Genomic DNA, 25,299 nt, shown 5'->3' with positions numbered 1-25,299 from the left:
TTCTCGTAGAAATTGGGGGAGGCAAGGGCGACGCAGCGCCGGCGGCGCAGGCGTGCCCTCGATCAGATGGGGACGGCTGCGGCCGATTGCGCACGGGCGCGGTAGGACAGTGCGTTACCGGCAGAGGTCTGGCCGGCGAGGCCGTCGCCGTGTTGAGGCCGCCTGGAAGCGCTGCAACGCGGTGTTGCGCGGGCGTGGGTTCAATCGCGTGCTGCGATGCACAATAATGGGCGGCCCTTTTCGATCAGGCTTCGGGCATGTCCACTCCCGCCACTTCCCCGGCGCCGCTGTCGCGCCGCGGCTATGTGCTGATCCTGTTCGCGCTGGCGATGGGCGGCTTCGCGATCGGCACCAGCGAGTTCTCCACGATGGGCCTGATGCCGTACATCGCGCGCGGGCTGGCGATCGACGAGCCGCAGGTCGGGCACCTGATCAGCGCCTATGCGCTGGGCGTGGTGGTCGGCGCGCCGCTGCTGGCGATCGTCGGCGCGCGCTGGCCGCGGCGCACGCTGCTGCTGGCGCTGATGGGCTTCTACGCGGTCGGCAACCTGGCCAGCGCGCTGGCCCCGGATTACCACAGCATGCTGCTGGTGCGCTTCATCGCCGGCCTGCCGCACGGCGCCTATTTCGGCGTGGCCACGCTGGTCGCCGCGTCGATCAGCCCTGCCGACCAACGCGGCGCGGCGGTGAGCCGGGTGCTGCTCGGGCTGAACCTGGCGGTGCTGATCGGCAATCCGCTGGCGACCTGGCTCGGGCAGGTGGCGCAATGGCGCTACGCCTATGCGTTGGTCGCGGCGATCGCGGTGCTGACCGTGGTGCTGGTCATGCGCCTGCTGCCGGCCGATCCGGACGAGCCGCGGCAGCGGCCGCTGCGCGAACTGCGCGCGTTCAACCGTCCGCAGGTGTGGCTGGCGCTGGGCATCGGCTCGGTCGGCTTCGCCGGCATGTTCTGCGTGTTCAGCTATCTGGCGCCGACCCTGACCCAGGTCACCGGCGTCTCCGAACGCTGGATTCCGTTCGCGATGGGCGCGTTCGGCTTCGGTGGCCTGCTCGGCAACCTCGCCGGCGGTTGGCTGTTCGACCGCCTGCAGTTCCGGGCGGTGCCGCTGGTGCTGCTGTGGTCGATGGCGGTGCTGCTGGCCTGGCCGCTGGCCGCGCAGTCGCCGTGGACGGTGCTGCCGGTGGTGGTCGCGGTCGGCACCATGGGCGCGCTGGCGCCGGTGCTGCAGACCCGGCTGATGGACGTGGCCAGCGAGGCGCAGACCCTGGCTGCGGCCTCCAACCATGCCGCGTTCAACCTGGCCAACGCGCTGGGCCCGTGGATGGGCGGCATCGCGATCAGCGCCGGGCTGGGCTGGACCTCGACCGGCTACGTCGGCGCGGCGGCGGCGCTGGGCGGGCTGCTGGTGTACCTGTGGGCGCGCCACGACGCGCGCCGCGCGCGTTTGGCGACTGCCAGCTAGCGCGCATCGGCGGACATGGGCAGCGCGCGCTGCGGTGCGCGTGGCGCCTGCATGCGAAGTGGCGGCACATGTTCTGCGCCGAGCGACGCGCCGGTTCGCTCAGCGCCGCGCCTGCGCGTTGTGCGACAGCCGCCGCAACGCGTCCAGCTTGGACTGGTAGCGCGGCTGCGCGGTCTTGTCCGCGTGCTCCAGGGCCTGTTGCATCGCCCAGTTGGCGCGGCGCGGATCGCCGTTGAGCAGGTAGGCGCGGGACAGTGCGAAGTACAGCAGGTGCGCGCTGTCGTACAGGCGCAGCGCATGCCGGTAGTAGCCGATGGCGGCGGGGTAGTCCTGGCGCCGTTCGGCCTCGTTGCCGAGCAGGTACTGGTGGAACGGATCGGTCAGCTGCACGCGCTGCAGCCGCTGCAGCATCGCCGCCTCGCGGCGGCTGTCGCCCAGGCGCCGGTACAGGCTGGCGGCGTTGGAGAGGGTGGAGACATGGCCGGGATCGATCGACAGCGCGGTGGCGTAGTCGGCGGCGGCGCCCTGCGTGTCGCCCTGGCGCAGCGCCAGCACGCCGAGGTTGTTCCAGGCCGCGGCGAAGTCGCGGTCCATCTGCAGCGCCATCGCCAGGTGCTGTTGCGCGGCAGGCAGCGCGCCGTCGGCCATCAGCTCGGCGCCGCGGTTGTTGTAGTAGTGGGCCAGCGCGCGGCGGTCGGAAATCGGCTGCGGCCCGCGCCGTTCCATCAGCACGCTGCGGTCCAGGTCGATGCTGACCCGGCGTCCGTCGATGCGCACGCCGACGTTGACGTGGCCGGCGTTGTACAGCGCGTCGCCATCCTCGTACCAGCTCAGCACGCGGCCCACTTCCTGCACCTGCGCCTCGACCCCGGCGTCGCGCGCCAGCGCCACGAACAGCAGGGTGAAGGCCAGGCAGTTGACGCGGCGGGTGGCGTAGCTCTCGGCGACGCTGTGGGTGGCCTTGGCGTCGTATTGCAGGTTCAGACCGTCGGCGTCGAACGCCAGTTGCACCAGCTGCTCGAGGCGGTGTTCGCGCGAGGCGCGGGGATCCACGCGCTGTTGCACCAGGGCGTGCAGGGCAGGCGGGATCCGCAGCAGCTGCTCGGGCGAGGGCGGTGACGGCGGCGGTGGCGCGATCGCCGTTGCGGCGACCAGGGCGAATGCGGTCCAACCGAACATGGCGCACCTCGCAGCGACCCGGCAGTGGGCCTCCCCGCCAATATAGACCTTCGTCGCCGCCCTGGATGTGCCGGAAGGCATTGCCTCGAAGCCGGGTAGGCGCGCGGCGTGACCGCGGCCCGGTCGCGCGTATTCATCCACAGCCGCTGTGGACGAAACCCGGGCAGCCGTGTGGATAACCGGCTTCGCGTCCACTCACGCAAGGCGGCGCCCTGCCTTGGCGAAAATATCACCAAGCTGTCTGCGCGCAGCGATGAACACCTGTTCATCGCCGGCAACGATGCGTGACGACGATGCGGCTGCGGCTCACGTGCGCTTTATGCCGCCGCGCCCAGCATCGCCCTCAAGACGCAACGCGGCAAACTCTTCATCCGCGGCCGAACGACATCCAGGGGAACACGACCCGACGTGCCCGTTGCGCGATGTCGCCGGCCCACCGCAGCAAGGAGTTCCATTCATGAGCATTCAGAGCAAGACCACCCACAGCCTCAACGACCTCATCGCCATTTCCCGTGACGGCAAGCAGTTCTACGAAGAAGCCGCACAGAAGGTCGGCGACGCGGAGCTGTCGGCGCTGTTCCTGCGCATCGCCGGGGTCAAGTCCGACATCGTCAGCAGCCTCAGCGCGGTGGTGCAGGCGGTCGGCGGCAAGCCCGAGGAACACGGCACCATGGTCGGCAGCATGCAGCAGATGTACGGCAAGCTGCGCGCCGCGCTGGGCGACACCAAGTACGGCTACGTGGCCGAACTGGAAGAGTCCGAGGATCGCCTGGTGAAGGCGTTCAACGAGACCATCGCCGACAGCGACACCCCGGTCGCCGCGCGCGATGCGGCCACCCGCCTGCTGCCGGAAGTGCGCGCCTGCCACGACGTGATGCGCAATCGCAAGCTGGCGATGAAGAACGCGGCGTAAGCCGCCGGCCGGACCGCGCGTCCGGCCGACTTCAGCGGCTCGGCATGGTGCTGCCTTTGCGGGCAGTATCGCGCTGGTGCCGAACAGGCGAAGGCCGACTGGATCCGTCCGGTCGGCCTTCTGCGTTGCGGGCAGGCCACCGCCGCATCGCGGGTTCGCGCCATGCGCCTGCGACAGCGTGCTTGCTACCATGGCCGCCCGATCCATTGCCGAGCGTCCGCGGTTTTTGCCGCACCATGCCGATGGCCCACGATGCTTCCCCCGCAGGCGCGCAGTTCTCGCTGGGCTTCGCCGCGCCGGCACCGCGCGAGAGCCTGTTCTTCGCGCTGCTGCCGGACCCGGCCACCGCGCAGCGCGCGTTCGCGCTAAGCGAGCGCCTGCGTGCTGCACATGGCCTGCGCGGGCGAGCGCTGCCGCCCGAACGCCTGCATGTCACCGTGCACTATCTCGGCGAATACGCCGGCATCCCGCCGCGGCTGCTGCAGCAGGCGCATGGCGCCGGACAGGCGCTGGCGTCGGCGCCGTTCGAGCTGTGTTTCGACCGGGTCGCCAGCTTCGGCAACCGGACCGGTGTACGGCCGCTGGTGCTGCTCGGCGACGCCGAGCCGGCAGGATTGCGCCAGCTACGCGAGGCGCTGCAGCGGCAGCTCGGCCGCCACGGCCTGGCCACGCGCGCCGATGCGGCCTATGTCCCGCACCTCACCCTGGCCTACGACGAGCGCGAGGTGCCGCCGCAGCCGCTGCCGGAACTGCGCTGGACGGTCGCCACGCTGAGCCTGATCCGCAGCGTGCAGGGGCAGGGACGCTATCTGCACGAAGCGACCTGGCCGCTGCGCGCGGACCTAGCCTACGAAGCGGGCGACGGCGGAGCGAACCGATGAGCGATCCGATGCGCGAACCGGCGCCGCTGGTGCTGCCCGACGCGCAATGGACGCAGCTGCAGGCGGCCTACGCCACGCCGCCGCGCGCGTATCACCACTTCGGCCACGTGAAGGCGGTGCTGGGACACTACGCCGAGGTCGCGCACGCGCTGGGCTGGCGGCAGCCGCGCGAGGTCTACCTGGCGGTGCTGTACCACGACGCGGTGTACCAGGCCGGACGCGGCGACAACGAGACGCAGTCGGCGCGCCTGGCGCAGGCGGCGATCGCGCAATGGCTGCCCGATGCCGGGCTGGACGCGGCGCGCGTGACCGCGCTGATCGAGCTGACCGCGCGCCACGGGCAACTGGCCGCCGATGCGGTGGACGCCGAGGCGGCGCTGTTCCTGGATTGCGACATGGCCATCCTCGGCGCCGATCCCGCCGCGTTCGCCGCCTACGATGCCGCCATCGCCGAGGAGTACCGCGGGGTGGTGCCGGGCTGGCTGTACCGGCGCAAGCGCCGCGCGTTCCTGAAGACGGTGCTGGCGCAGCCGCGCATCTTCCTCAGCGACTGGTTCCATGCGCGCTACGACGCGGCCGCTCGCGCCAACCTGCGCCAGGCGATCGGCTGAGCCGTGGCCGTGCGCTCGACACTTGCCTCTGTGCGCACGCTCCGGCGTGCCCTCCGCCGCGCACCGTGATGCCCGATCCCGCGTCCGACCCCGCCATGGCCGATCCGCGCCCGCAGCCGCCCGAGCCGCCGGCGCCCGGCGACTGCTGCAACAGCGGCTGCCCGCTGTGCGTCCACGACCTGTACAACGAGGAGCTGGAGCGCTATCGGCAGGCGCTGGCGGCATGGCGGCTGCGTCATCCCGAGGCCGCGCCGGACGCGTGAGCGCCTGCCGCGCGCCGCCGCCATCCGCGTCGGCACCGCGATGCGGCGGGCGCAGCGGCCAGGCCGTGGCGGTGCGCTCACGTACCTCGCATGAACCGGCGCCGGTGCCGCGCTTCGCGCTGCCGCCGTTCGGGCTTATCTTTACACGCCTTTTCAGGATTGCCGGATGATGCGAATGCGTGGCGGATGGATGTGGGGAAGTGCGTTGGCCGGGCTGCTCGCGTCGGCGGCCGCCTCGGCGGCGCCCGGCGCAGCGACGCCTGCAGCGCCGGCCGCCGCCCCGGAAAAGCTCAGCCATGGCCGCTTCGAACAGGTGCCGGTGCTGTTGCCGCAGGGCGACGCGCAGCGCGTGGTGCTGTGGTTCGCCGGCGGCAAGCGCGATGCCGCCGCGCGCGCGCGCCAGATCGAGGCGCTGCGCCACGACGGCGCGATGGTCGCGGTGATCGACAGCGCGCACCTGCAGGCGGTGCTGGCCAAGATCGACGGCACCTGCGGTTTTTCCGCGGGCGACGTGGAGAACTTCTCGCGCTACGTGCAGGCCTATTACCACATGCCCACCTACCACCTGCCGCTGCTGGTCGGCGATGGCGACGGCGCCGCGCTGGCCTATGCGGTCGCGGCGCAGGCGCCCAAGCAGTTGCTGGCCGGCATAGTCACCGAGGATTTCTGCCCGGTGCAGCTGCTGGACGACCAGATCTGCGGCGCCGGCATCACTGCGCCGGCGCGCGCGCTGCAGCCGGCGACGTTGCCGTTGCCGTGGCTGGCGGCGGCCGCGGCCAAGCCGGCGACGCGCTGCAGCCAGCAGAGCGATGCGTTCGTGCAGAAGGTGGCGCAGGCGCGGCAGTTCCGCCGCAGCGCCAGCGGCGATGTGCTGCCCGGGTTGCGCGCGGCGGTGCGTTCGCTGGGCGCGCAACCCGGGGTCAGCCTGCCGCCGACGCCGGCCGATCTGGCCGGACTGCCGGTGGTGGAAGTCCCGGTCGCGGCCGACACCGCCGCGGTCGGCAATGGCGAGGTGTTCGCGATCTTCGTGTCCGGCGACGGCGGCTGGGCGGGACTCGACCAGCAGGTCGCCGGCGCGCTGGCGCAGGCCGGCATTCCGGTGGTCGGCGTGGATTCGCTGCGCTACTTCTGGAGCGAGCGCACGCCGCAGGGCTTCGCCACCGACCTGGACCGGATCTACCGCCACTACAGCCGCCTGTGGCGGCGCGGGCGGGTGGTGCTGATCGGCTTCTCGCAGGGCGCCGACGTGCTGCCGGCCGCCTACAACCAATTGCCGGCGCCGATGCGCGCGCAGGTGCAGGCCACCGCGCTGCTGTCGCTGGGCAAGACCGCCGATTACGAATTCCACGTCTCCAACTGGATCAGCTCCGGCGACGACGGCCTGCCGATCGCGCCGGAAGTGGCGAAGATGCCGGGCGCGCACACCCTGTGCATCTACGGCGAGGACGACGACGACGCACTGTGCCCGGACCTGCCGCGCGGCGGCGCGCAGCTGGTGAAGCTGCCCGGCGACCATCACTTCGAGGGCGACTACGCGGAGTTGGCCAAGCAGATATTGCAGCGGATCGGGGTGGAAAGCCGGGACCGGGGACCGGGGACCGGGGACCCGAAGAACGTCTCCCGGTAAGGCCCCAAAGCTTTTTCGTTTGATTTTCCGGGTTCCTGGTCCCCGGTCCCGGCTTCACTCCGGTTTCCTGGGATCCAGCGAAATCAGCCGCGTCACGTCCAGCAGCGCCGCCGGCAGGTGCATGCCGCCGGGCGCGGCCAGGTAGCGGGTGCGCCAGACCGGGGCGAACTTGGACTTGAAGCGGCGCAGCCCGGTGAAGCCGTAGAAGCGTTCGCCGTGGCGCACGATCAGGTTGCCGAAGCGGTTCCAGCGCCCGGCCAGGCGATGCTGGGCCAGGCCCGACAGCGGCGCCATGCCCAACGAGAAGCGCTGGTAGCCCTGGTCGCGGCCCCACAGGAACAGCTCGATGAACAGGAAATCCATCGTGCCCTTCGGCGCGTCGGCGATGTGCCGCATCAGGTCCACCGACAGCTCGTGCCCGGCCGGCGCCTGCCACAGGTTGGCGAAGGCGACGATCTTGCCTTCGGCCTCGACCACCGCGATCGGGAAACGGCGCAGATAGGCCGGGTCGAAGCTGCCGAGCGAGAAGCCCTTCTCCTCGCCGGCCTTTTCCTCCAGCCATTGCTGCGAGACCTCGGCCAGCGCCGGCATCAGCGCATCGATTTCCTCCAGCGGCACGATGCGGAAGCTCAGTCCGCTGCGCTTGCCGCGGTTCCAGGCCTGGCGCAGGTCGGCGCGGTCGCGGCCCTCCAGGTGGAAGCCCTCCAGCGACACCATCGCTTCCTCGCCGAGCTTGACCAGGGTCAGGCCAAGGTCGAGATAGGTCTGCCAGTGCTGCTCGCCGACCTGGTAGAACACCGGGCGCAGGCCGAGCCGGTCGGCCTCCTCGCGGAAGCGCCAGATCAGCGCCCGTGCGACGTCCTGCGGCCCCACCGGATCGCCCATCGCCACCAGCGAGCCGCCGTAGCGCTGCATCATCACGAAGCCCCGGCCGTCCTCGGCCGGCAGCAGCGCCTTGTCGCCGGTCAGCACCAGGCAGGCCTGGGTGTCGGTGGCCGTGGCCAATACCGGCGCCAGCGCGTCCAGCTGCGCCGCGTCGGCCGGCGGCAGCGGCGAACGCGTGCTGTGCAGCAGCCGCGCCATGCCGAACACCACCACCGCCACGCTGACCAGCAGCACCGCGCGCAGCGCCCGCGGCGCGTTGGCCGAGGTGGCGAACTGCCACCACAGCTCGTTCTGGTATTCGACATGGCTGTAGACGAAGAACAGCAGCCACACCGTCGCGATCAGCACCAGGCCCAGGTTGCGGATCCATGGCCACGACCAGGCCTCGTCGAGCAGCGCGCCCTGGCGGTAGAACTCGCGGCGCGCGCCCCACAGCCCGGCCGCCACCACCAGCGAGGACAGCGCCACCGAGGCGTGGCCGCCGCGCAGCCAGGCCGGCAACGGCAGCAGCACGCAGATGCCGATCGCCAGCATCCACGCCACATGGCTGCGCCGCTGCAGGCCCTGGCCGATCAGCAGCAGCACCACGCCGCCGAGGCTGGCCAGCAGGTGCGAGGTCTCCACGATCGACAGCGGCGCCATGCCCAGGCGCCGCTTCGGGGTCGGCAGGGTACCGTCGATGACCAGTGCCGCGCCGACCGCGAACACCGCCATCGCGATGATCTGCGGCAGCCACGGGCGCAGCGTGCCCCAGGCCACGCGCACCCCGCCGGCGCTCGCCGCCAGCGGCCGGCGCAGGCCGGAGGCCGCGGCCATCAGCACCGACAGCAGCAGCGGCACCACGTAGTAGGTGATGCGATAGATCAGCGCCGCCGCCAGCAGCGCCGCCGGGGCCACGCCGGGCAGCAGCTTGAGCAGGCTCCATTCGAACACGCCCAGCCCGGCCGGCACGGTCGACATCAGCCCGGCCACCACCGCGACCAGGTACAGGCCGACGAAGCCGACGAACTCGATGCCCGATTCGTTCGGCAGCAGCACGTAGAACGCGGCGCTGGCCAGGCCCAGTTCGACCACGCTCAGTGCGGTCACGCCGAGGGTGGTGCGCCGGTCCGGCAGCCACAGTTCGTGGCTGCGCCAGCGCAGCGTGCGGCCCTCGCGTCCGGCCAATAGCAGCATCAGGCCGAAGCCGGCCAGCAGCGCGATGCCGATCGCGCGCACCGCCGGCGCGGCCAGCGGCAGCGCCAGCGCGGCCGACGCCGGCTCCAGGGTCAGGGCAAGCGCCAGCAGCAGCCACGCGCCGAACACGAAACCGAGCGTGCTCATCAGCACCACCTGGCCGATCTCGGCCAGGCTCAGCCCGACCCGGCCGTAGCCGCGCAGGCGCACCGCGCCGCCGGTGAGCGCGGCGAAGCCCAGGGTCTGGCCGACCGCATGCGCCAGGAACGCGGTGACGCCGATCCGCATCGGATGCAGCTTGCGTCCGCTGCGGTGCAGGCCGACCGCGTCGAAGCCGATCAGGCAGGCGTAGCTGCTCAGGCCCAGCAGCAGGGTCAGCGCGATCTGGCCGGCGCCGAGCTGGTTGAAGGCGTGGCGGATCGCGCCGTAGCCGTGGGTGCTGAACTCGGTGGCCAGCGCGCGCAGCGCCAGCGCCAGGATCACCAGGCTGATCACCACCGGCAGCGCACGGCGCCAGCCAGCGGCCGAGGAGGAGGAAACGGGAGGTGCGGCGTCGGTCATTGCAGGGCAGCGTAAGCGAAGAAGAAGGGCGGCAGCGCGCGGGCGCCGGTAGCGTTGCGCACAGGTGCGGTACTGGCGGTGCGGGCCGCCACTGGGGCGAGCCTGCAAGCAGGGAGGGGCTGGTCCATCGCGATGTCGGGTCGCCTAGGGCTGGTCGGCGCGGCCGCGGCGGACCATGTTGCTATGCGCGGCGCCGCGGCAACATGCCCGCCGGCTCGCGCCGCGCACGCTCGCCCGGGCACCGGCTGCGGCACTCCGGCGGGCCGTGCCTGGGCGCGCATCGGGCCGCGTCATCCTGTGCTGGCTTGTCGGCATACGATCAACTCGTTCTTCCTTACCCGTACGTGCCCAGACATGGCGCGACCTGTTGCAACGGCGTCGACCGGCCCTGGGGGGCTGTGCCGGCGGCGCCGGCGTCGCGCATCATAGTGGAATCGCACGTCGGTACCGCGTCGGTGCGCGCCAACGGTGCCGGCGCGGACCTGCCGCACGCGTCGCATCCCCGATCCGATCCGGAGCCCTGCCCATGCCGTCGCCCATGGACCTCGTCCCCGCACCGCCGCGCTGGCCGTGCGCCGCCGGCGCGCTCGCCACGGTGCTGTGCCTGTCGTTCCTCGGTACCGCGCTGGCGCTGCAACTGCTGCGCGCCGACCTGCACTGGCAGCAGGCGACGCTGAGCCTGTACCTGCACGGTCCCGGCGGGCTGCTGCTGCGCGTGGTCTACGTGCTGCTGGCGGCGGGCATCGTCGCCTTGGCGGCCGGCCTGTACGCGCAGGCTCCGCCGCAGGCACGCAGCGCCGCGCCGCCGTTGCTGTTCTCGCTGGCCGCGCTGGGCCTGTGCGGCGTGGCGATCGGCGACAGCTACCTGCCGCAGCGCGCACCGTTGCTGGCGCCGTTGCTGCATGCGGTGTCGGCGCAGACCGCGTTCCTGTGCGTGACCACGGCCATGCTGTTGCAGAGCGCGTGGCTGCGTCGGCAACCGCGCTGGCGCGGCGCCGCCGTCGCCTTGCCAGCGCTGGCCGCCGCGGCGTTCGTGGCGCTGTGGGTGCACGTGCTGTGGCGCGCGCCGCCGCGCGGACTGACCCAGAAACTGGCGATCGTGCTGATCCTGGCCTGGCTGCTGCTGGCCGCGTATCGGTTGTGGCGTCCTGCAGCGGCGGCGCAATCGCGCGACAATGGCCGCGTTTCCCCTTTTCAGGACAGCCCATCATGATCCAGCGTTTCGATACCGGCCCGCGCATGTCGGAAATGACCGTGCACAACGGCGTGGCCTACCTGGCCGGGCAGATCGCCGACGACACCAGCGCCGACATCGCCGGACAGACCCGCCAGGTGCTGGCGGCGATCGACGAACTGCTGGCGCGTGCGGCCAGCGACAAGAGCAAGGTCCTGCGCGCGGAGATCTTCATGACCGACCTGGCCGAGTTCGCCGAAATGAACAAGGTCTGGGAAGCCTGGGTCTGCCCGGGCAGCACCCCGGCCCGCGCCACCGTGCAGGCCAAGCTGGCCAATCCGGAGTGGAAGGTCGAGATCGTGGTTACTGCTGCCGTGTGAGTTGAAGGCCGGGATTGGGGAGTGGGGATTCGGGATTCGATCCCCACTTCCAGCCGCTTGACCATGCGATCGGTCCAAGGGCCGATCCGCATCACGTCGCGCTTCAGTGCACGCGCCCTGCTTTTGCCAATCCCGAATCCCCACTCCCGAATCCCGGCGCTTCAGCGCCTGACGAACCGGTCCAGCCGCTTGACCATGCGATCGGTCCAAGGGTCGATCCGCATCACGTTGCGCTTCAGAGCGCGCAGCCCGCTTTTGCCAATCTCTAATCCCGAATCCCCACTCCCGAATCCCGGCGCTTCAGCGCCTAACGAACCGGTAATGCGCCACGCCCCATTGCTGGCCCTGGTCGTAGCCGAACAGTTCCGCGCAGGCCATCCAGAACATGCGCCAGCGCTGCCACCAGATCCTGGCGCCGGCGCCGTAGGTGGCTTCCAGAACCGGCATCAGTTCGTTGCGGTGCCGGTCCTGGTTGTGCAGCCAGGCGTTGGCGGTCTTCTCGTAGTGTTCGCCGGACAGCAGCCAGCGCCGTTCGATCGACAGGTCGTCCTGGAACTGCAGCAGGGTGTCGGCCGCCGGCATCAGCCCGCCGGTGAAGAAATGCCGGCCCATCCAGTTGTCCTCGCCCTGCACCTCGAACGGGTAGGCCAGGTCGCGGTGGCAGAAGATGTGCACGAACAGCTTGCCGCCGGGCACCAGCCAGTGGCCGATCCGCGCCAGCAGCTCGCGGTAGTTGCGCATGTGCTCGAACATCTCGATCGAGACCACGCGATCGTAGCTGGCGGTCGGCAAGGCGAGCGTGTTGGCGTCGTGGGTGACGACCTTGACGTTGTCCAGGCCGCGCGCGCGGCACTGCGCCTCGATGTGCTCGCGCTGCGGCCGCGAGTTGGACACCGCGGTGATGCGCGCGCCGGGGAAGCGTTCGGCCATCCACAGCGTCAGCGAGCCCCAGCCGCAGCCCAGTTCCAGGATGCGCTGGCGGTCGCGCAGCTGCGCGCGCTCGGCGTACAGCTGCAGCATGCGTTCTTCCGCCGCGTCCAGGTCGGCGGTGTCGGCGTCCCAGTAGCAACTGCTGTACTTCAAGCGCTTGCCCAGGCACAGCTCGAAGAAGCGCGGCGGCAGCTCGTAGTGCTGGCGGTTGGCGGCGTCGGTTTCGATCGCGATGGCGCTGGTGCGCAGCGCTTCGACGAAACCGCGCTGGCGCTCCCACGCCGCATCCGCGCCGCCGCTGCGCTCCTCGCGCAGGCGCTGCGTGCACAGCTTGCGCATCGCGCTGCGCAGCAGCGCATCGGGCAGCAGGCCGGACTCGGCGATACGCGTGGCCAGCGGTTCGGCTGGCAGCGACGGCGGGGGCGAGGTGGCGAAGGTGCTGGACATCGGCGGTTCTCCTGGAAGCGGGATCATTGCCGCGGCGGCAACGGAAAGAAGGCGCTGGTGCGGCGCTGATAATCGGCGTAGTCCTGGCCGCGCGAACGCAGCGCCTGTTGTTCGGTGTAGGGAATGCCGGTGACGCGGTACAGGAATGCGAACATCAGCAGCGGCCCCAGCGCGGCGACGCCGACCCACAGCGCGCCGCCGCCCACCGCCAGGAACACGTAGGCGAACCAGTGCACGAACTCGAAGAAGTAGTTCGGATGCCGCGAGTAGCGCCACAGGCCGCGGCGGCAGGTCTTGCCCTTGTTGCCCGGATCGGCGCGGAACGCGGCCAGCTGGCGGTCAGCCAGGCTTTCCCCGCCCACCGCCAGCAGCCAGGTGAGCAGCGCCAGCGTGGTCCACACCGTCCATTGCGGGAGCGGATTGTGCGCGGCGACCGACAGCGGCACCGCGAACGCCACCACCACCAGCGCCTGGCCGAGGAAGAACGCCAGGAAGCGGCGCTGGTCGCCGTGCCAGTGTTCGCGCAGCGCGCGATAGCGGCCGTCCTCGTGCGCGTCGCCGAACACGCGCACGCCCAGGTGCCAGGCCAGGCGCGCGCCCCACAGTGCGCCCATCGCGGCCGTCAGCACGCGCGGCAGCGCGGCGCCGTCGGCGCGCCAGGCGCAGTACGCCGCGGCCAGTGCCATGCACGCGGCCCACAGCACGTCGACCACGCCGGCGTTGCGCGTACGCCGCTGCCAGGCCCAGCCGACGAGCATCGCCACCACGGTGAACAGGCCGACGTGCAATAGCGGCCAGGCGTTCATGGCGCGGCTCCGGCGATGCGCGGCGCAGGCTGCGCCGTCGCCGACAGACGCCGCGTCGCCAGGCTCAGCACGGCCAGCGCGGCCGCCCAGGCCAGCGCCAGCGCGAGTACGGCGTGCAGCAGCGGCGCGCCCAGCGTCACCGCCTGCCAGCCGCGCGCGGCCAGTACATAGCCGAGCGGGCCGAACACCGCGCCGAACAGCGCCGCGCGCCACGGGCGGTGCATGACCCAGGCCAGCGAATGGTTGAAGGTCAGCGCGAAGCCAGCCCACAGCGCCAGGATCCACAGCGGCGCCCATGGCGCCGGCGGCAGCGCCGCCGCATAGCGCACCCAGCCGCCGGCGGCCAGCGCGGTGTCGACGCCGGCGCCGAGCAGCAGTGCCAGCGCCATCAGCGTGGCATCGCCGCGCGCGCGGCGGCGCGGCTGCAACTGGTACAGCGCGAACAGCGCCAGTGCCGCCGGTCCGCACCAGGCCAGCCCATGTCCGGCGCCCATCACCGCAGCCAGCCACAGTAGTTGCAGCGCGACGTAGTTGGCCAGGTGGCTCATGCGTCGTGCGCCAACGCCGGCGCGAACTGCGCCGGGCGCGCGCCCGGCTTGCTCAGCCACAGGTGCACGTCGCCGATCGAGCGCTCCAGGAAGCCGCCTTCGCAATAGGCCAGGTAGAACTCCCACATGCGGATGAAGCGTGCGTCGTAGCCCAGCGCGCGCACCTGCGGCAGTTTGGCCATGAAGCGCTGGCGCCAGGCGCGCAGGGTCAGCGCGTAGCTGGGGCCGATGTCTTCCAGGTTGAACAGGCGCAGGTCGCTGGCGCGCGCGATCGCGCCGGTCATCGCCGCCACCGACGGAATGAAGCTGCCCGGGAAGATGTGGCGCTTGATGAAATCCACCGATTTCAGCGCCTGCGCGTAGCGGTGGTCCTCGATGGTGATCGCCTGGATCAATGCTTGGCCATCGTCCTTCAGCAGCGCGCCGACCTTGCCGAAGTAGGTGTCCAGGTACTGGTGGCCGATCGCTTCGATCATCTCGATCGACACCAGCCGGTCGTAGCGGCCATCCAGGTCGCGGTAGTCGCGCAGCAGCACCTCGACGCGCTCGCCCAGGCCGGCAGCATCCACGCGCTGGCGCGCCAGCTCGTACTGCTCGCGCGAGATGGTGGTGGTGGTGACGCGGCAGCCGTGGTGGGTGGCCGCGTACAGCGCGAAGCCGCCCCAGCCGGTGCCGATCTCCACCAGGTGATGGTGCGGTTGCAGGTCGAGCTTGGCGCAGATGCGCTGCAGCTTGCGTTCGGCCGCGCGTTCCAGCGCGGCGTCGCCGAGCGCGGCGTCGTCGTCGCGGAAGATCGCCGAGGAGTACATCAGGTTGCGATCCAGGAACAGCTCGAACAGCGGGTTGCCCAAGTCGTAGTGCGCGGCGATGTTGCGGCGGCTGCCGGCGCGGGTGTTGCGGGTGAGCGCGTGCAGGCCGCGCATCGCCATCCCGCCGAGCCGCGCCAGGCCGGACTCCATCGCATCCAGGCGGTCGCGGTTGCGCACCAGCAGGCGCACCAGCGCGACCAGGTCGTCGCAGTCCCACAGCCCGTCCATGTACGCCTCGCCGACGCCGACGCTGCCGTTGAGCGCGGCCTGGCGGTAGAAGCGCGGGTCGTGGATGCGCAGGTGCGCCTGCAGTGCCTCGCCCTCGGCCGCGGCGCTGCCCAGCGTGGTGATCGCGCCGGGTTCCTCGATGCGCAACTGGCCATCGCGCAGGCCGTCCAGCGTGGCGAACAGGCGGCGTCGCAGCAGGCGGTCCAGGCCGCGCAGCGGTGGTGCCGCCGGGGCCAGCGCGACGGCGTCGGAAGAGGGCGCGTGCGGAGCGTTCATCGGCGTTCTCGCGGAAGGGGAAGGTTGGGGTGGTCGTGCACCGGATTGCCGCGCAGCCACAGGCGCAGCGCCTGCCAGTGGATCTTGGCCACGACTTGCAGGGTCATCGCCGGGTAGCGCAGCAGCGCGCGCGCCAGGCTGGCGCCGCTGAGTTCGCGCCGCTGCAACACCAGCGTGGCGTCGAAGCGCCTGGCCGCCGGCGCGGCGTCCAGCACCTCCATGTGCACGCGCAGCTGCGCGCCGGGCGCGCTGCAGCGCCACGCGTAGTCGTGCGCCATCGCCATGAACGGCGAGACGTGGAAGCACTTGTCGAAGCGCCACGCATGCACGCTGCCGTGACTGCGCGCCGCCGCCACCGGCAGCACGTAGGCGTGGCGCTGCCGCCACGGCGTGTTGGTGATCTCGGCGACGATGCTGTGCAGGCGCTGCTGCATGTCGTGGCAGTAGTAGAACGTGACCGGGTTGAAGCAATGGCCGAAGTAGCGCAGGTGGGTCAGCATGCGCACCGCGCCGAGCGGGCGCTCGCCGGTGTGCTGCTGCACGCGGTCGCGCACCGCCTCGTCCAGCGGCTGCGCCGGATCGCCCAGGTAGTCGCTGCGGCGGAATTCGACCAGGTTGCGGCGGCCGACCGACCACAGCCAGCGCCGCGCGAACACCTGGTCGAGTTCGGCCAGATCCAGGTACATCAGGAACAGCGGATAGCGGAACGCCAGCGCTTTCGGTGTGTAGCGGCGATGCCGGACCCAGCCGCTGTACAGCGCGCTGTGCAGGCCGTGCGTGGTCGTGCCCGCCGCCGCCGGCGTTGTCGGGACGGCGCCAGCCGGCGGGACGGACACGGTAGCGCTGCGCAGCAGATTCATGGCCAGGGTATCCCCAGCCCGGCGGCGACGTCGACCGCGCTGCGCAGGCCGTCCTCGTGGAAACCGAAGCCCCAGCCGGCGCCGGCGAACCAGGTGCCGCGCTGGCCCTGGATCTCGTGCTTGCGCGCCTGCGCGGCCACCGCGGCCTGGGTCTGCAGCGGATGCCGGTAGCGCATGCGCCGCAGCACCTTGGCCGGGTCGATGTCGCCGCTGCGGTTGAGGCTGACGATCAACGGCTGCGGCGCGTCGAGCGACTGCAGCGCGTTCATCCAGTAGCTGACCGTGCACGGCGCCTCCGCATCGGCCGGCACGTGCGCGTTCCACGCTGCCCAGGCGCGGCGGTTGCGCGGCAGCACGCGTGCATCGGTGTGCAGCAGGGTGTCGTTGTCCTGGTAGGTGATCGCGCCGAGGATCTCGCGTTCGGCGGCGCTGGCGTCATTGAGCAGACGCAGCGCGTCGTCGGCGTGGCAGGCCAGCACGACATGGTCGTAGTGCTCGGTGTCGGCATCGGTCAGCACCGAGACGCCCTGCGACAGCCGCTGTACCGAGCGCACCGGCGTGCTCACGCGCTCCTCGACCCGCCAGCGGCTGCGCAGGGTGTGTACGTAGCTGCTGGAGCCGCCGCGCACCACCTGCCATTGCGGCCGCCCGCTGAGCTGCAGCATGTGATGGTTGGCCATGAAGCCGACCAGCTGGCGCATCGGGAACTGCAGGATCCGCTGCGAGGGCGAGGACCACAGCGCCGACGCCATCGGTACCAGGTGCGCGTCGCGGAACACGTCCGAGTAGCGGTGGCGCCGCAGGAACTCGCCCAGGGTCAGCTGCGCCTGCGCGGCGTCGCTCAGCACATGCGGCGCCTGCCGGTAGAAGCGGCGCAGGTCGCGCAGCATGCGCCAGAAGCGCGGGTTGGCCAGATTGCCGCGCTGGCAGAACAGCCCGCCCAGGCTGCCGGCGTTGTATTCCAGCCCGGTGCGCGCCTCGTGCACCGAAAAACTCATCGTGGTCGGCTGCGCCGCCACCTCCAGTTGCGCGAACAGCCGGCTCAGCAGCGGATAGTGCTGCGGGTTGAACACGATGAAGCCGCTGTCCACCGCGTACTGCACGCCGTCCAGCTCGATCGTATGGGTGTGGGTGTGCCCGCCCAGGTAGTTGGCGGCCTCGTACAGGGTCACATGGTGCTGTTGCGACAGCAGCCATGCCGAACCCAGCCCGGCGATCCCCGAGCCGATCACGGCGATGCGGCTCATCGCGCGCGCGCCTGTGCACGCAGCAGCCCGGGCGGCACCGGCTTCAGCTCGCGCACCAGTCCGGTCCACGACAGCACCTTCAGGCCGTACCAGGTCAGGTCGCACTCCCACCAGCGGAAGCCCTGGCGCGCCGCGCCGGGGAAGAAGTGGTGGTTGTTGTGCCAGCCCTCGCCGAAGGTCAGCAGCGCCAGCCAGGCGTTGTTGCGGCTGTCGTCGCGGGTGTCGAAACGGCGGCTGCCGAAGCGGTGCGCCAGCGAGTTGATGGTGAACGTGGCATGGAACAGGGCCACGGTGGAGACGAAGAAACCCCACACCAGCAACTGCGGCCCATCGGTGCCCAGCTGCGGATGGTGGCGCTGCAGCCAGCCGCCGAGCAGGAACAGCGCCAGCGCCAGCAGCACCGGCAGCAGCAGGTCGAAGCGGTCGAGGAAGCGCAGCTCCGGGAAGCGGCGCAGGTCCGGGATCGCCTCCCAGTCGGTGCGGAAGCCGCGCGGGGTCAGGAACCAGCCGCTGTGGCTCCACCAGAAGCCGTGCTGGCGTGGGGAGTGCGGATCGGTTGGCGTGTCGGTGTGGCGGTGGTGGTTGCGGTGGTGCGCTGCCCACCACAGCGGGCCGCGCTGCACACTGGTGGCGCCGAGCGCGGCGAACAGGAACTGCACCGGCCGCGAGGTCTTGAACGCGCGGTGGGCGAAATAGCGGTGGTAGAAGCCGGTGAGCGCGAACATGCGCACGGCGTACATCGCCAGCGCCATGCCCACCGCGAACCAGGACACGCCGACCCAGAACAGGCCCAGGCAGGCCAGGTGCAGGCCGAGGTAGGGCGCGGCGCGCAACCAGTCGATGCGGTCGGCGCGGGCCTCGTCCAGTTCGATCTCCGCACCGGTATCGAACCAGCGGCGCAGCGTACGCGCCACGTTGCCGCGATGCGGCGCGGGCACCGCGGCAGACGCTGCGACGGGTGCACGGGGAGGGTCCGGAACGGCGTTCGGCACAAGTGCATCTCGTGAGGATTCGGATACCGATACGGGCAAAGCTGGAGATCGGATGCACGTGTGACGTGTCTTTCATGCATGGCGTTGCTGGGCGGCCTGGCGTACGCGCATTTCCGAGCTTCGCCCGTACCCTCATCCGCGGCTGCGGGGCACCTTCTCCCGTGGGGAGAAGGGAGCTGCGAGGCTGTGCAGAGAGCGCCGCGGTTAGCCCCTCTCCCCTCGGGAGAGGGGTTGGGGTGAGGGTGCGTCGGCACGAACAGCCTGGCGCACCGAAATTTCCGAGGCTTTCGCCCGTACCCTCATCCGCCCCTGCGGGGCACCTTCTCCCGTGGGGAGAAGGGGAACTGCGAGGCAGTGCAGCGAGCGCCGCGGTTAGCCCCTCTCCCCCCGGGAGAGGGGTTGGGGTGAGGGTGCGTCGGCTCGGACAGCCTGGCGCACCGAAATTTACGAGGCTTCGCCCGTACCCTCATCCGCCCCTGCGGGGCACCTTCTCCCGCGGGGAGAAGGGAGCTGCGAGGCTGTGCAGAGAGCGCCATGGTTAGCCCCTCTCCCCTCGGGAGAGGGGTTGGGGTGAGGGTGCGTCGGCTCGGACAGCCTGGCGCACCGAAATTTACGAGGCTTTCGCCCGTACCCTCATCCGCCCCTGCGGGGCACCTTCTCCCGTGGGGAGAAGGGGAACTGCGAGGCAGTGCAGCGAGTGCTGCCGTTAGCCCCTCTCTCCTCGGGAGAGGGGTTGGGGTGAGGGTGCGTCGGCACGCACAGCCTGGCGCACCTGGATCTGTGAGGCTTCGCCCGTACCCTCATCCGCCCCTTCGGGGCACCTTCTCCCGATGGGAGAAGGAACAGCTGGCACCGCGGCGGCCTGCCTACGGCGCCAGGCGCAGCGTGCTGATGCCGCCCTTGGCGACGACCGGGCCGGTGGCCACGCCACCGGGTGCGCCGCCAGGCGGTTCCATCGTCACCGCCAGCACTGCGCCATCGCTGAGCAACGGCATCAACGCATCGGGAATGCGCGCCGCACGCGCCTGCGCGTCGTCGAACACGCCCATCGAGCGTGCCTTGCCGTCGGCCGGGATCAGCCATAGCTCGGGCACGCGCTCGGCATCGCGGCGGCCGGCCAGCGGGGTCAGGGTAATGCGCTTCTTGTCGGCGTCCATCAGCACCACGTAGCCAGGCTTGCCGTCGTCCTGCATCAGCGTCGAGGTCATCGCGATGCCGGTGTCGGTTGGCACTGTCGCGGCTGGCGGCGTGGGCGTTTGCGGCGGTAGCGGCTGACGCGCGACCATCAGCGTGAGCATGCACGCCGCTGCGGTGGCGAAGCCGCCAGCGCTCAGCCAACGCCAGGCGCGCACGTTTTCCCAGAAGCCAGGCGCTGCCGTCGGCGCACGTGGCGCTGGCGCATCCAGTCCCAACGAGGCACGAATGCGCACCCACACGCGGTCGGGCACCGGCACCGGCGCGATCTCGTCGGCCAGCGGCATCAGGTGCTGCTGCCATTGCGTCACCGATACGGCGAAGTCGCCATCGCTGTCGATGCGCTGCTCGGCGGCGCGGCGTTCGTTTGCATCGAGCACGCCAAGCACGTATTCGCCGGCCAGCACATCGCGCGACGGCGGGATTTCCTGCGGATCGGGCACGGAGGCGTTCATCGTTCCAGGCACGCCTTCAGCTTGGCCAGGCCGCGACGGATCCAGCTCTTGACCGTGCCCAGCGGGGTGCCGCTGCGCGCAGCCAGTTCTTCATAGGTGATGCCTTCGAAGAATGCGGTGCGGATGAGGTCCCCGCGCGGCGGTTCCAGTTCGCCCATGCACACGTCCAGGCGCCGTCCGGCGACGCGCCATTCGGTCTCGGCCAACGGATCGCGGCCCTCGTCGTGCAGTTCGCCGGCATCGTCCAGCGCCACCGACTGCCGCGCCGGCGCGCGTGCGCGCAGATGGTCGATGGCCTTGTTGCGGGCGATCATGGTCAGCCAGGTCAGGCCGCGCGCGCGCAGCGGATCGAACTGCGCGGCCTTGCGCCAGACCGAGGCGAACACGTCCTGCAGCACGTCTTCGGCGTCGCCGCGCTGCGGCACGATGCGCAGGCAGACGCCGAACAGGCGCGGCGAGGTGGTCCGGTACAGGCGCTCGAACGCAACGCTGTCGCCGGCCGCGGTGGCGACCAGCAGTTGTCCCGCTTCGTCGTGGTCTGGCGTCTCGGTCATGCCGGGGAGCGGTGGCGTAGGTCGCGGCGATGCTACAGGCTTTCGGCGTGGACGTCGCTCAACGGCGCTGTCCGCGCCACAGCGCCAGTGCGGCGAGCAGCAGCAAGATCTCGAAGACGGCCAGTCCAGTCGTGGTCGGCCCCACCGGCCACAGCCGCAGCAGGCCGACGCTGCGGTAGAGCACGATCGGCACGTAGAACGCCAGCGCCAGCAGCAGCCCGGTGTGCAGCTGCGCGGTGCGGGCGAAGTAGCCGAACAGGAACGCCATGCCCAATTGCAGGCCGCCGTAGATGACCAGGTACTCGGACTGGCCGGAGCGGTCCAGGCCGACGTAGCCGACCGCGGCGGCGGTCTGCGCCGGCAGCAGCGTGCACCACAGCGCCAGGACCGCATAGAGCGCGGCGTTGAACCACAGATAGGCCTTGGCCATGGATGTTCCTCGTCGTGGGATGGACATGCGTGCATGGGGAGGTCGGCGGCCGTGGCCGCGCTGTCGGCTGCGCTCAGCGCGCGCCGCATTGCGCGACCAGGGGGCGTTGCAGGGCCTGGTTCCAGGCGTCGTCGCCGGCCTGCGCACGCAGGCGCTCAGGAAATTCGATGCGCACCCGCGGATAGCGGCCGTGCGCATCGCGGAGGTTGCCGATGCCGCGGAACTCGAGCAGGCGCCGGTCGCTGCGCGCATAGGCCACCGCGATGTCGGGCAACAGGCCGCCGTACCAGGCGGACAGCGCCAGGGTATAGCGCTGCACGCCGGCATCGACCGCGCCGGGCTTGATCTGGAAGTCGAGCGTGCGCAAGGCGCTGGGCAGCACGAAGGCGATGCGCTGCGGCGCGCCGCTGCCCAGCGCATCCCAGTGCATGCGCAGATAGGCGTCGAACCCGGCATCGATCACCTGCGGGGCGTCCGCCGCCGGCAACGGCGCGCGCCGTTCCGCCTGGCCTCTGGCCTGGGTGAACATCTCGCGGCCGGCGCCGGCGCGGCGCACGCCTTCGCGATAGCCGCTGCGCGCATCGACCAGTTCGAAATCCGGGGCGATGCTGCCGTCGGCGATACGCTTGCGCGCGAAGGCCGTGCCGTCGGCGCAGCGATACAGCACCAAGCGCGCGCCGTCGTCGCGCACCCAATGACGTTCGCGGTACAGCAGCTGGCCGCCGTCGGCGGCGTAGGCCAGCCCGTCGTACTGCAGCATCGCCTGCGCCGGGACGGCGGCGCCGAGCGCGGCGAGGCCCAGCAGCGCCAGCGCGCGCGGCGGCGGGACGAACGGGGAACGGGCGGTCGGCATGGGCATGCGCGGCGCTTCCGAGGTGGATGACAGCTAGCGATACGCGGCGGGCGCCGATCCGGATGCGCCGGCGGTCGCGTCGGCGACGCATGCCGCGCTCAGCGCAGCTCGATGCAGTCCACCGGGCAGGCCGGCACGCACAGTTCGCAGCCGGTGCACAGCGGCGCCAGCACCGTGTGCATGTGCTTGGCGCCGCCGACGATGGCATCGACCGGACAGGCCTGGATGCACTTGGTGCAGCCGATGCAGTCGGCCTCGATCACGAACGCCACCTGCGCCGGCTTGTGCGTGCCGCGGCTGCGGTCGTAGGGCAGCGCCGCGGTGCCGAGCACGCGCGCCAGCGCGCGGGCGCCGGCATCGCCGCCGGGCGGGCAGCGGTCCACCTGCGCCTGCCCGTGCGCCATCGCCTCGGCGTACGGACGGCAGCCGTCGAAGCCGCACTGGCCGCACTGGGTCTGCGGCAGCAGGCGATCGAGGCGTTCGAGCAGGATGTCTTGGGCGGGCTTCATGGCGGATTCGGCGCGTCGGATGCGGCGCGCTGCAGGACGAGGGTCAGGGTCAGGCGACGCGGTGGCCGCCGTACCAGCGCTCGTGGGCGAGCGCCAGCATCGGCCGGTCCTCGCGGCTGTCGCCGTAGGCGTAGACGCGCGGACAGGCGGCCACATCGTAGCGCGCGCGGATCAGCCGCGCCTTGTGCGGCCCGCAATCGCCATCGGCGTAGCGGCCGGTCAGGCGGCCGTCGCGCGCCTCCAGGCGGTTGCAGATCAGGTCCAGCCCGTGTTCGGCGCACCACGGCTGCAGGTACAGGTCCAGCGACCCGGACACCAGCGCGATCCGGTGGCCCTGCGTGCGATGCCAGGCGATGCGCTGCATCATCTCCGGCCGCAGCAGCGTCGGCAGCACCTGGCGCGCATACGCGTCGGCCTGCGCGGCGATCTCGTCGGCCGCACGGCCGGCGAACACGACCCGGGTGACCCGCCTGCGGATCGCCTGCGCCGACACCAGGCCCAGCCGATAGCCGGCCAGCCACGGTCCCACCGACCACTTCGCCCGCGCCAGCTGCTGCGGCGTGGCGATGCGGCGCAGGAACCGCGCATAGCTGTCGGCGGTGGTGACCGTGTGGTCGAAGTCGAACAGGGCCAGGGAGCCGGGATTGGGCATTGAGGATTCGGATTTGCAAAGGCGGTTCATGCAGCGGATCGAGCAAGGGACCCGCTTCAACGAATCCCCAATCCCGACTCCCCAATCCCGGCCTTCAACGCACCGGCATGCCCGGTTGCGCGCCGCTGTCGGCATCGAGCAGCGCCAGCGCGCCGCCGTCGAAGCCGGCCGACAGGATCATGCCTTCGCTCAGGCCGAAGCGCATCTTGCGCGGCGCAAGGTTGGCGATGAACACCACATTGCGGCCGACCAGCGTTTCCGGCTCGGCGTAGCTGCCGCGGATGCCGGAGAAGATCTGGCGCTTGCCCAGTTCGCCGGCATCCAGTTCGAAGCGCAACAGCTTGTCCGAACCTTCGACGAATTCGCAGGCCAGCACCTTGCCGATGCGCAGGTCGAGCTTGGCGAAATCGTCGATGCCGATGAGGCCGGGATTCGGGAGTGGGGATTCGGGATTCGCGGCAGCCTTCGTTTCGGGCTTGGCCGGTGCCGGCTTGGCGGCGGCGGGCGCGGGGGCGAGGGTGTCCTTGGAGGCGTCGGTCATGGCGTCGATCAGCTTGGGGTCGATTCGGGTGAACAGCGGGGCGTAGGGCTGGATGACGTGCGCCAGCAGCGGCGCGTCGAGGTCTTCCCAGGCGGTGAGCGGCGCGGACAGGAACGCCTCGGCCTCGGCGCTGGTGCGCGGCAGCACCGGCTTCAGCGCGCCGGCCAGCACCCGGAACAGGTTCAGGCCCTGGGTGCAGACCGCCTGCAGCTGCGCCTCGGCACCGTCCTGCTTGGCGATCACCCACGGCTTGTGCTCGTCGATGTACTTGTTGGCCTCGTCGGCCAGGGCCATGGTCTGGCGGATCGCGCTGGCCGGGTCGTTGCGCTCGTAGGCCTCGCGGATCGGCGCCAGCGCGGCGGCGAAGCGCGCGTACTGCGCCGGGTCCGGCAGCGCGTCGGCCAGGGTGCCGCCGAAGCGCTTGTCGATGAAGCCGGCGCAGCGGCTGGCCAGGTTGACGAACTTGCCGACCAGGTCGGCATTGACCCGCGCCACGAAGTCGCCCAGGTTCAGATCCAGATCGTCGACGCCGCCGGAGGACTTGGCGGCGAAGTAGTAGCGCAGCGCTTCCGGCTCCAGGCCCACGTCCAGGTAGGTGCGTGCCATCACGAAGGTGCCGCGCGACTTGGACATCTTGGCGCCGTCGACCATCAGGTAGCCGTTGACGTGCAGCCGGGTCGGCGCGCGGTGGCCGGTGCCGTGCAGCACCGCCGGCCAGAACAGGCCGTGGAAGTTGACGATGTCCTTGCCGATGAAATGGTGCAGTTCGGTGGCGGTGCCGGCGGCCAGGTGCGGCTCGAACGGCTCGCCCAGGCTCGCGCACAGGGTCTGGAAGCTGCTCAGGTAGCCGATCGGCGCGTCCAGCCACACGTAGAAGTACTTGCCCGGCTGGCCCGGGATCTCGAAGCCGAAGTACGGCGCGTCGCGCGAGATGTCCCAGGCGCGCAGCCCGCCCTCGCTGTCCAGCCACTCCATCAGCTTGGCCTTGACGCCCGGCAGGGCCACGTCGCCGGCCAGCCATTCGCGCAGGAAACCGTCGAAGCGGCCGACCTCGAAGAAGAAGTGCTCGGAGTCGCGCAATTCCGGCGTGGCGCCGGAGATCACCGACTTCGGCTCCTTCAGCTCGGTCGGCGCATAGGTGGCGCCGCAGACCTCGCAGTTGTCGCCGTACTGGTCGGCGCTGCCGCAATTGGGGCAGATGCCCTTGATGTAGCGGTCGGGCAGGAACATGCCCTTGGCCGGATCGTAGAACTGCGCCACCGAGCGCCGCGCGATGTGGCCGCCGGCGTCGAGCCGGGCGTAGAACGCCTCGGTCAGCGCGCGGTTGGCGGCCGAGTTGGTCGAGTCGTAGTGGTCGAAGGCCACCCCGAACGCGGCGAAGTCGCGCTCGTGGCTGGCCTGAATGTTGGCGATGAAGTTTTCCGGCGTGACCCCGGCCTTCTCCGCGGCGAGCATGATCGGCGTGCCGTGGGTGTCGTCGGCGCAGACGAACCAGGTGCGGTCGCCACGCAGCCGCCGCGCGCGTACCCAGATGTCGGCCTGGATGTAGCCGACCAGGTGGCCCAGGTGCAGCGGGCCGTTGGCGTAGGGCAGGGCGGTGGTGACGAGAGCGGTGCGGGTCATGGCGAACGGCGATCCAGGGGGATCGCGATTATCGCATTAGTCGTGAGGCCGGGACTGGGGACTGGGGACTGGGGACTCGGGACTGGGGACTCGGGACTGGGGACTCGGAAGTCAAAAAAGGCGCCTTGCGGCGCCTTTTTGACTTTGGAGCTGGGTGGGAACCAGGTGATGTCGTTGACGCCTGCTTTAGCCCGCCGTTCCGAGTCCCGAGTCCCCAGTCCCGATTCCCGGC

25 protein-coding genes are annotated in these 25,299 nt (G+C 70.9%); 9 read left to right on the top strand and 16 right to left on the bottom strand.

Annotated features, from left to right (window positions below):
* Positions 1-257: 257 nt before the first annotated feature.
* Positions 258-1,463 carry an MFS transporter gene (locus VDQ83_RS07255; RefSeq protein WP_455434388.1) on the top strand — a complete coding sequence of 402 codons (1,206 nt, stop codon included), beginning with the start codon at positions 258-260 and terminating at the stop codon, positions 1,461-1,463.
* Positions 1,464-1,562: 99 nt separating this feature from the next.
* Here VDQ83_RS07255 and VDQ83_RS07250 read toward each other — a convergent pair whose 3' ends face one another.
* Entirely contained in the window at positions 1,563-2,642 is a 1,080-nt protein-coding gene (locus VDQ83_RS07250; RefSeq protein WP_309912770.1) for a tetratricopeptide repeat protein, read from the bottom strand.
* Positions 2,643-2,750: 108 nt separating this feature from the next.
* Between VDQ83_RS07250 and VDQ83_RS07245 the strand changes: the two genes are divergently transcribed.
* The 6 genes from VDQ83_RS07245 to VDQ83_RS07220 all read left to right on the top strand — a co-directional run bounded on the left by VDQ83_RS07245 (position 2,751) and on the right by VDQ83_RS07220 (position 6,937).
* The gene (locus VDQ83_RS07245) at positions 2,751-2,930 is read left to right on the top strand and encodes a hypothetical protein (protein ID WP_455434387.1); all 180 of its coding nucleotides are present in this window, start codon (positions 2,751-2,753) and stop codon (positions 2,928-2,930) included.
* A 169-nt stretch (positions 2,931-3,099) separates the two neighbouring features.
* Positions 3,100-3,555: a PA2169 family four-helix-bundle protein gene (locus VDQ83_RS07240; RefSeq protein WP_263397768.1), complete on the top strand. Its 456-nt coding sequence runs from the start codon at positions 3,100-3,102 to the stop codon at positions 3,553-3,555.
* 236 nt (positions 3,556-3,791) lie between these two features.
* Positions 3,792-4,436: a 2'-5' RNA ligase family protein gene (locus VDQ83_RS07235; protein WP_455434386.1), complete on the top strand. Its 645-nt coding sequence runs from the start codon at positions 3,792-3,794 to the stop codon at positions 4,434-4,436.
* 8 nt (positions 4,437-4,444) lie between these two features.
* Entirely contained in the window at positions 4,445-5,047 is a 603-nt protein-coding gene (locus tag VDQ83_RS07230; RefSeq protein ID WP_455434416.1) for an HD domain-containing protein, read from the top strand.
* A gap of 68 nt (positions 5,048-5,115) precedes the next feature.
* Positions 5,116-5,310, top strand: coding sequence for an oxidoreductase-like domain-containing protein (locus VDQ83_RS07225; RefSeq protein ID WP_309912776.1), 195 nt, complete (start codon positions 5,116-5,118; stop codon positions 5,308-5,310).
* A 190-nt stretch (positions 5,311-5,500) separates the two neighbouring features.
* Entirely contained in the window at positions 5,501-6,937 is a 1,437-nt protein-coding gene (locus VDQ83_RS07220) for a virulence factor family protein (RefSeq protein WP_455434415.1), read from the top strand.
* 54 nt (positions 6,938-6,991) lie between these two features.
* Here VDQ83_RS07220 and mprF read toward each other — a convergent pair whose 3' ends face one another.
* Positions 6,992-9,559, bottom strand: a complete 2,568-nt coding sequence (gene mprF, locus VDQ83_RS07215; protein ID WP_455434385.1) for a bifunctional lysylphosphatidylglycerol flippase/synthetase MprF — start codon at positions 9,557-9,559, stop codon at positions 6,992-6,994.
* Between the two features lie 526 nt (positions 9,560-10,085).
* Here mprF and VDQ83_RS07210 point away from each other — a divergent pair.
* Together VDQ83_RS07210 and VDQ83_RS07205 are read left to right on the top strand one after the other, a co-directional pair.
* On the top strand, positions 10,086-10,772 hold the full coding sequence (locus VDQ83_RS07210) for a DUF998 domain-containing protein (RefSeq protein WP_455434384.1): 687 nt from the start codon (positions 10,086-10,088) through the stop codon (positions 10,770-10,772).
* Positions 10,769-11,113, top strand: a complete 345-nt coding sequence (locus VDQ83_RS07205) for a RidA family protein (protein WP_455434383.1) — start codon at positions 10,769-10,771, stop codon at positions 11,111-11,113. Before VDQ83_RS07210 ends, VDQ83_RS07205 begins: the two co-directional genes overlap by 4 nt.
* Positions 11,114-11,413: 300 nt before the next feature.
* Here VDQ83_RS07205 and VDQ83_RS07200 read toward each other — a convergent pair whose 3' ends face one another.
* The 14 genes from VDQ83_RS07200 to metG all read right to left on the bottom strand — a co-directional run bounded on the left by VDQ83_RS07200 (position 11,414) and on the right by metG (position 25,067).
* Entirely contained in the window at positions 11,414-12,490 is a 1,077-nt protein-coding gene (locus VDQ83_RS07200; protein ID WP_455434382.1) for an SAM-dependent methyltransferase, read from the bottom strand.
* A gap of 23 nt (positions 12,491-12,513) precedes the next feature.
* Entirely contained in the window at positions 12,514-13,296 is a 783-nt protein-coding gene (locus VDQ83_RS07195; RefSeq protein ID WP_309912783.1) for a DUF1295 domain-containing protein, read from the bottom strand.
* A complete protein-coding gene (locus tag VDQ83_RS07190) occupies positions 13,293-13,844 on the bottom strand; it encodes a DUF2878 domain-containing protein (RefSeq protein ID WP_455434381.1) in 552 nt (183 codons plus the stop codon). The genes VDQ83_RS07195 and VDQ83_RS07190 overlap by 4 nt, the downstream gene beginning before the upstream one ends.
* Positions 13,841-15,157: a class I SAM-dependent methyltransferase gene (locus VDQ83_RS07185; protein ID WP_455434380.1), complete on the bottom strand. Its 1,317-nt coding sequence runs from the start codon at positions 15,155-15,157 to the stop codon at positions 13,841-13,843. The genes VDQ83_RS07190 and VDQ83_RS07185 overlap by 4 nt, the downstream gene beginning before the upstream one ends.
* Positions 15,154-16,017 carry a DUF1365 domain-containing protein gene (locus VDQ83_RS07180; protein ID WP_455434379.1) on the bottom strand — a complete coding sequence of 288 codons (864 nt, stop codon included), beginning with the start codon at positions 16,015-16,017 and terminating at the stop codon, positions 15,154-15,156. The genes VDQ83_RS07185 and VDQ83_RS07180 overlap by 4 nt, the downstream gene beginning before the upstream one ends.
* Entirely contained in the window at positions 16,014-17,264 is a 1,251-nt protein-coding gene (locus VDQ83_RS07175; protein WP_455434378.1) for an NAD(P)/FAD-dependent oxidoreductase, read from the bottom strand. The genes VDQ83_RS07180 and VDQ83_RS07175 overlap by 4 nt, the downstream gene beginning before the upstream one ends.
* Positions 17,261-18,202 carry an acyl-CoA desaturase gene (locus tag VDQ83_RS07170; protein ID WP_455434377.1) on the bottom strand — a complete coding sequence of 314 codons (942 nt, stop codon included), beginning with the start codon at positions 18,200-18,202 and terminating at the stop codon, positions 17,261-17,263. Before VDQ83_RS07170 ends, VDQ83_RS07175 begins: the two co-directional genes overlap by 4 nt.
* 920 nt (positions 18,203-19,122) lie before the next feature.
* Complete coding sequence (locus VDQ83_RS07165) at positions 19,123-19,905, bottom strand: anti-sigma factor (protein ID WP_455434376.1); 783 nt, start codon at positions 19,903-19,905, stop codon at positions 19,123-19,125.
* Positions 19,902-20,459 (bottom strand): sigma-70 family RNA polymerase sigma factor, encoded by a 558-nt coding sequence (locus VDQ83_RS07160; RefSeq protein WP_263397783.1) that lies wholly within the window; start codon positions 20,457-20,459, stop codon positions 19,902-19,904. The genes VDQ83_RS07165 and VDQ83_RS07160 overlap by 4 nt, the downstream gene beginning before the upstream one ends.
* A gap of 58 nt (positions 20,460-20,517) precedes the next feature.
* Positions 20,518-20,889 carry a DUF4345 domain-containing protein gene (locus VDQ83_RS07155; RefSeq protein ID WP_455434375.1) on the bottom strand — a complete coding sequence of 124 codons (372 nt, stop codon included), beginning with the start codon at positions 20,887-20,889 and terminating at the stop codon, positions 20,518-20,520.
* Positions 20,890-20,962: 73 nt separating this feature from the next.
* Complete coding sequence (locus VDQ83_RS07150) at positions 20,963-21,748, bottom strand: hypothetical protein (protein ID WP_455434374.1); 786 nt, start codon at positions 21,746-21,748, stop codon at positions 20,963-20,965.
* Positions 21,749-21,840: 92 nt separating this feature from the next.
* Positions 21,841-22,251, bottom strand: coding sequence for an Rnf electron transport complex subunit RnfB (gene rnfB, locus VDQ83_RS07145; protein WP_309912798.1), 411 nt, complete (start codon positions 22,249-22,251; stop codon positions 21,841-21,843).
* A 49-nt stretch (positions 22,252-22,300) separates the two neighbouring features.
* Entirely contained in the window at positions 22,301-22,903 is a 603-nt protein-coding gene (locus VDQ83_RS07140; protein WP_455434373.1) for an HAD family hydrolase, read from the bottom strand.
* Between the two features lie 94 nt (positions 22,904-22,997).
* Complete coding sequence (gene metG, locus VDQ83_RS07135) at positions 22,998-25,067, bottom strand: methionine--tRNA ligase (protein WP_455434372.1); 2,070 nt, start codon at positions 25,065-25,067, stop codon at positions 22,998-23,000.
* Positions 25,068-25,299: the final 232 nt, after the last annotated feature.

The sequence above is a fragment of the Xanthomonas sp. WHRI 7945 genome, assembly GCF_035026585.1.
The sequence above is the reverse complement of the archived record's forward strand: the minus strand, read 5'-3'. Positions and strand labels throughout refer to the sequence as shown.

What these genes read in the sequence shown, in the direction of transcription:
- VDQ83_RS07195 (WP_309912783.1), bottom strand. Translation starts at nt 13,296, where the DNA reads ATGAACGCCTGGCCGCTATTGCACGTCGGCCTGTTCACCGTGGTGGCG.
- VDQ83_RS07250 (WP_309912770.1), bottom strand. Translation starts at nt 2,642, where the DNA reads ATGTTCGGTTGGACCGCATTCGCCCTGGTCGCCGCAACGGCGATCGCG.
- VDQ83_RS07140 (WP_455434373.1), bottom strand. Translation starts at nt 22,903, where the DNA reads ATGCCCAATCCCGGCTCCCTGGCCCTGTTCGACTTCGACCACACGGTC.
- VDQ83_RS07150 (WP_455434374.1), bottom strand. Translation starts at nt 21,748, where the DNA reads ATGCCCATGCCGACCGCCCGTTCCCCGTTCGTCCCGCCGCCGCGCGCG.
- VDQ83_RS07190 (WP_455434381.1), bottom strand. Translation starts at nt 13,844, where the DNA reads ATGAGCCACCTGGCCAACTACGTCGCGCTGCAACTACTGTGGCTGGCT.
- VDQ83_RS07160 (WP_263397783.1), bottom strand. Translation starts at nt 20,459, where the DNA reads ATGACCGAGACGCCAGACCACGACGAAGCGGGACAACTGCTGGTCGCC.
- VDQ83_RS07205 (WP_455434383.1), top strand. Translation starts at nt 10,769, where the DNA reads ATGATCCAGCGTTTCGATACCGGCCCGCGCATGTCGGAAATGACCGTG.
- rnfB (WP_309912798.1), bottom strand. Translation starts at nt 22,251, where the DNA reads ATGAAGCCCGCCCAAGACATCCTGCTCGAACGCCTCGATCGCCTGCTG.
- VDQ83_RS07200 (WP_455434382.1), bottom strand. Translation starts at nt 12,490, where the DNA reads ATGTCCAGCACCTTCGCCACCTCGCCCCCGCCGTCGCTGCCAGCCGAA.
- VDQ83_RS07240 (WP_263397768.1), top strand. Translation starts at nt 3,100, where the DNA reads ATGAGCATTCAGAGCAAGACCACCCACAGCCTCAACGACCTCATCGCC.
- VDQ83_RS07175 (WP_455434378.1), bottom strand. Translation starts at nt 17,264, where the DNA reads ATGAGCCGCATCGCCGTGATCGGCTCGGGGATCGCCGGGCTGGGTTCG.
- VDQ83_RS07225 (WP_309912776.1), top strand. Translation starts at nt 5,116, where the DNA reads ATGCCCGATCCCGCGTCCGACCCCGCCATGGCCGATCCGCGCCCGCAG.
- VDQ83_RS07165 (WP_455434376.1), bottom strand. Translation starts at nt 19,905, where the DNA reads ATGAACGCCTCCGTGCCCGATCCGCAGGAAATCCCGCCGTCGCGCGAT.
- mprF (WP_455434385.1), bottom strand. Translation starts at nt 9,559, where the DNA reads ATGACCGACGCCGCACCTCCCGTTTCCTCCTCCTCGGCCGCTGGCTGG.
- VDQ83_RS07155 (WP_455434375.1), bottom strand. Translation starts at nt 20,889, where the DNA reads ATGGCCAAGGCCTATCTGTGGTTCAACGCCGCGCTCTATGCGGTCCTG.
- VDQ83_RS07235 (WP_455434386.1), top strand. Translation starts at nt 3,792, where the DNA reads ATGCCGATGGCCCACGATGCTTCCCCCGCAGGCGCGCAGTTCTCGCTG.
- VDQ83_RS07255 (WP_455434388.1), top strand. Translation starts at nt 258, where the DNA reads ATGTCCACTCCCGCCACTTCCCCGGCGCCGCTGTCGCGCCGCGGCTAT.
- VDQ83_RS07185 (WP_455434380.1), bottom strand. Translation starts at nt 15,157, where the DNA reads ATGAACGCTCCGCACGCGCCCTCTTCCGACGCCGTCGCGCTGGCCCCG.
- VDQ83_RS07230 (WP_455434416.1), top strand. Translation starts at nt 4,445, where the DNA reads ATGCGCGAACCGGCGCCGCTGGTGCTGCCCGACGCGCAATGGACGCAG.
- VDQ83_RS07220 (WP_455434415.1), top strand. Translation starts at nt 5,501, where the DNA reads ATGTGGGGAAGTGCGTTGGCCGGGCTGCTCGCGTCGGCGGCCGCCTCG.
- VDQ83_RS07180 (WP_455434379.1), bottom strand. Translation starts at nt 16,017, where the DNA reads ATGAATCTGCTGCGCAGCGCTACCGTGTCCGTCCCGCCGGCTGGCGCC.
- VDQ83_RS07210 (WP_455434384.1), top strand. Translation starts at nt 10,086, where the DNA reads ATGCCGTCGCCCATGGACCTCGTCCCCGCACCGCCGCGCTGGCCGTGC.
- metG (WP_455434372.1), bottom strand. Translation starts at nt 25,067, where the DNA reads ATGACCCGCACCGCTCTCGTCACCACCGCCCTGCCCTACGCCAACGGC.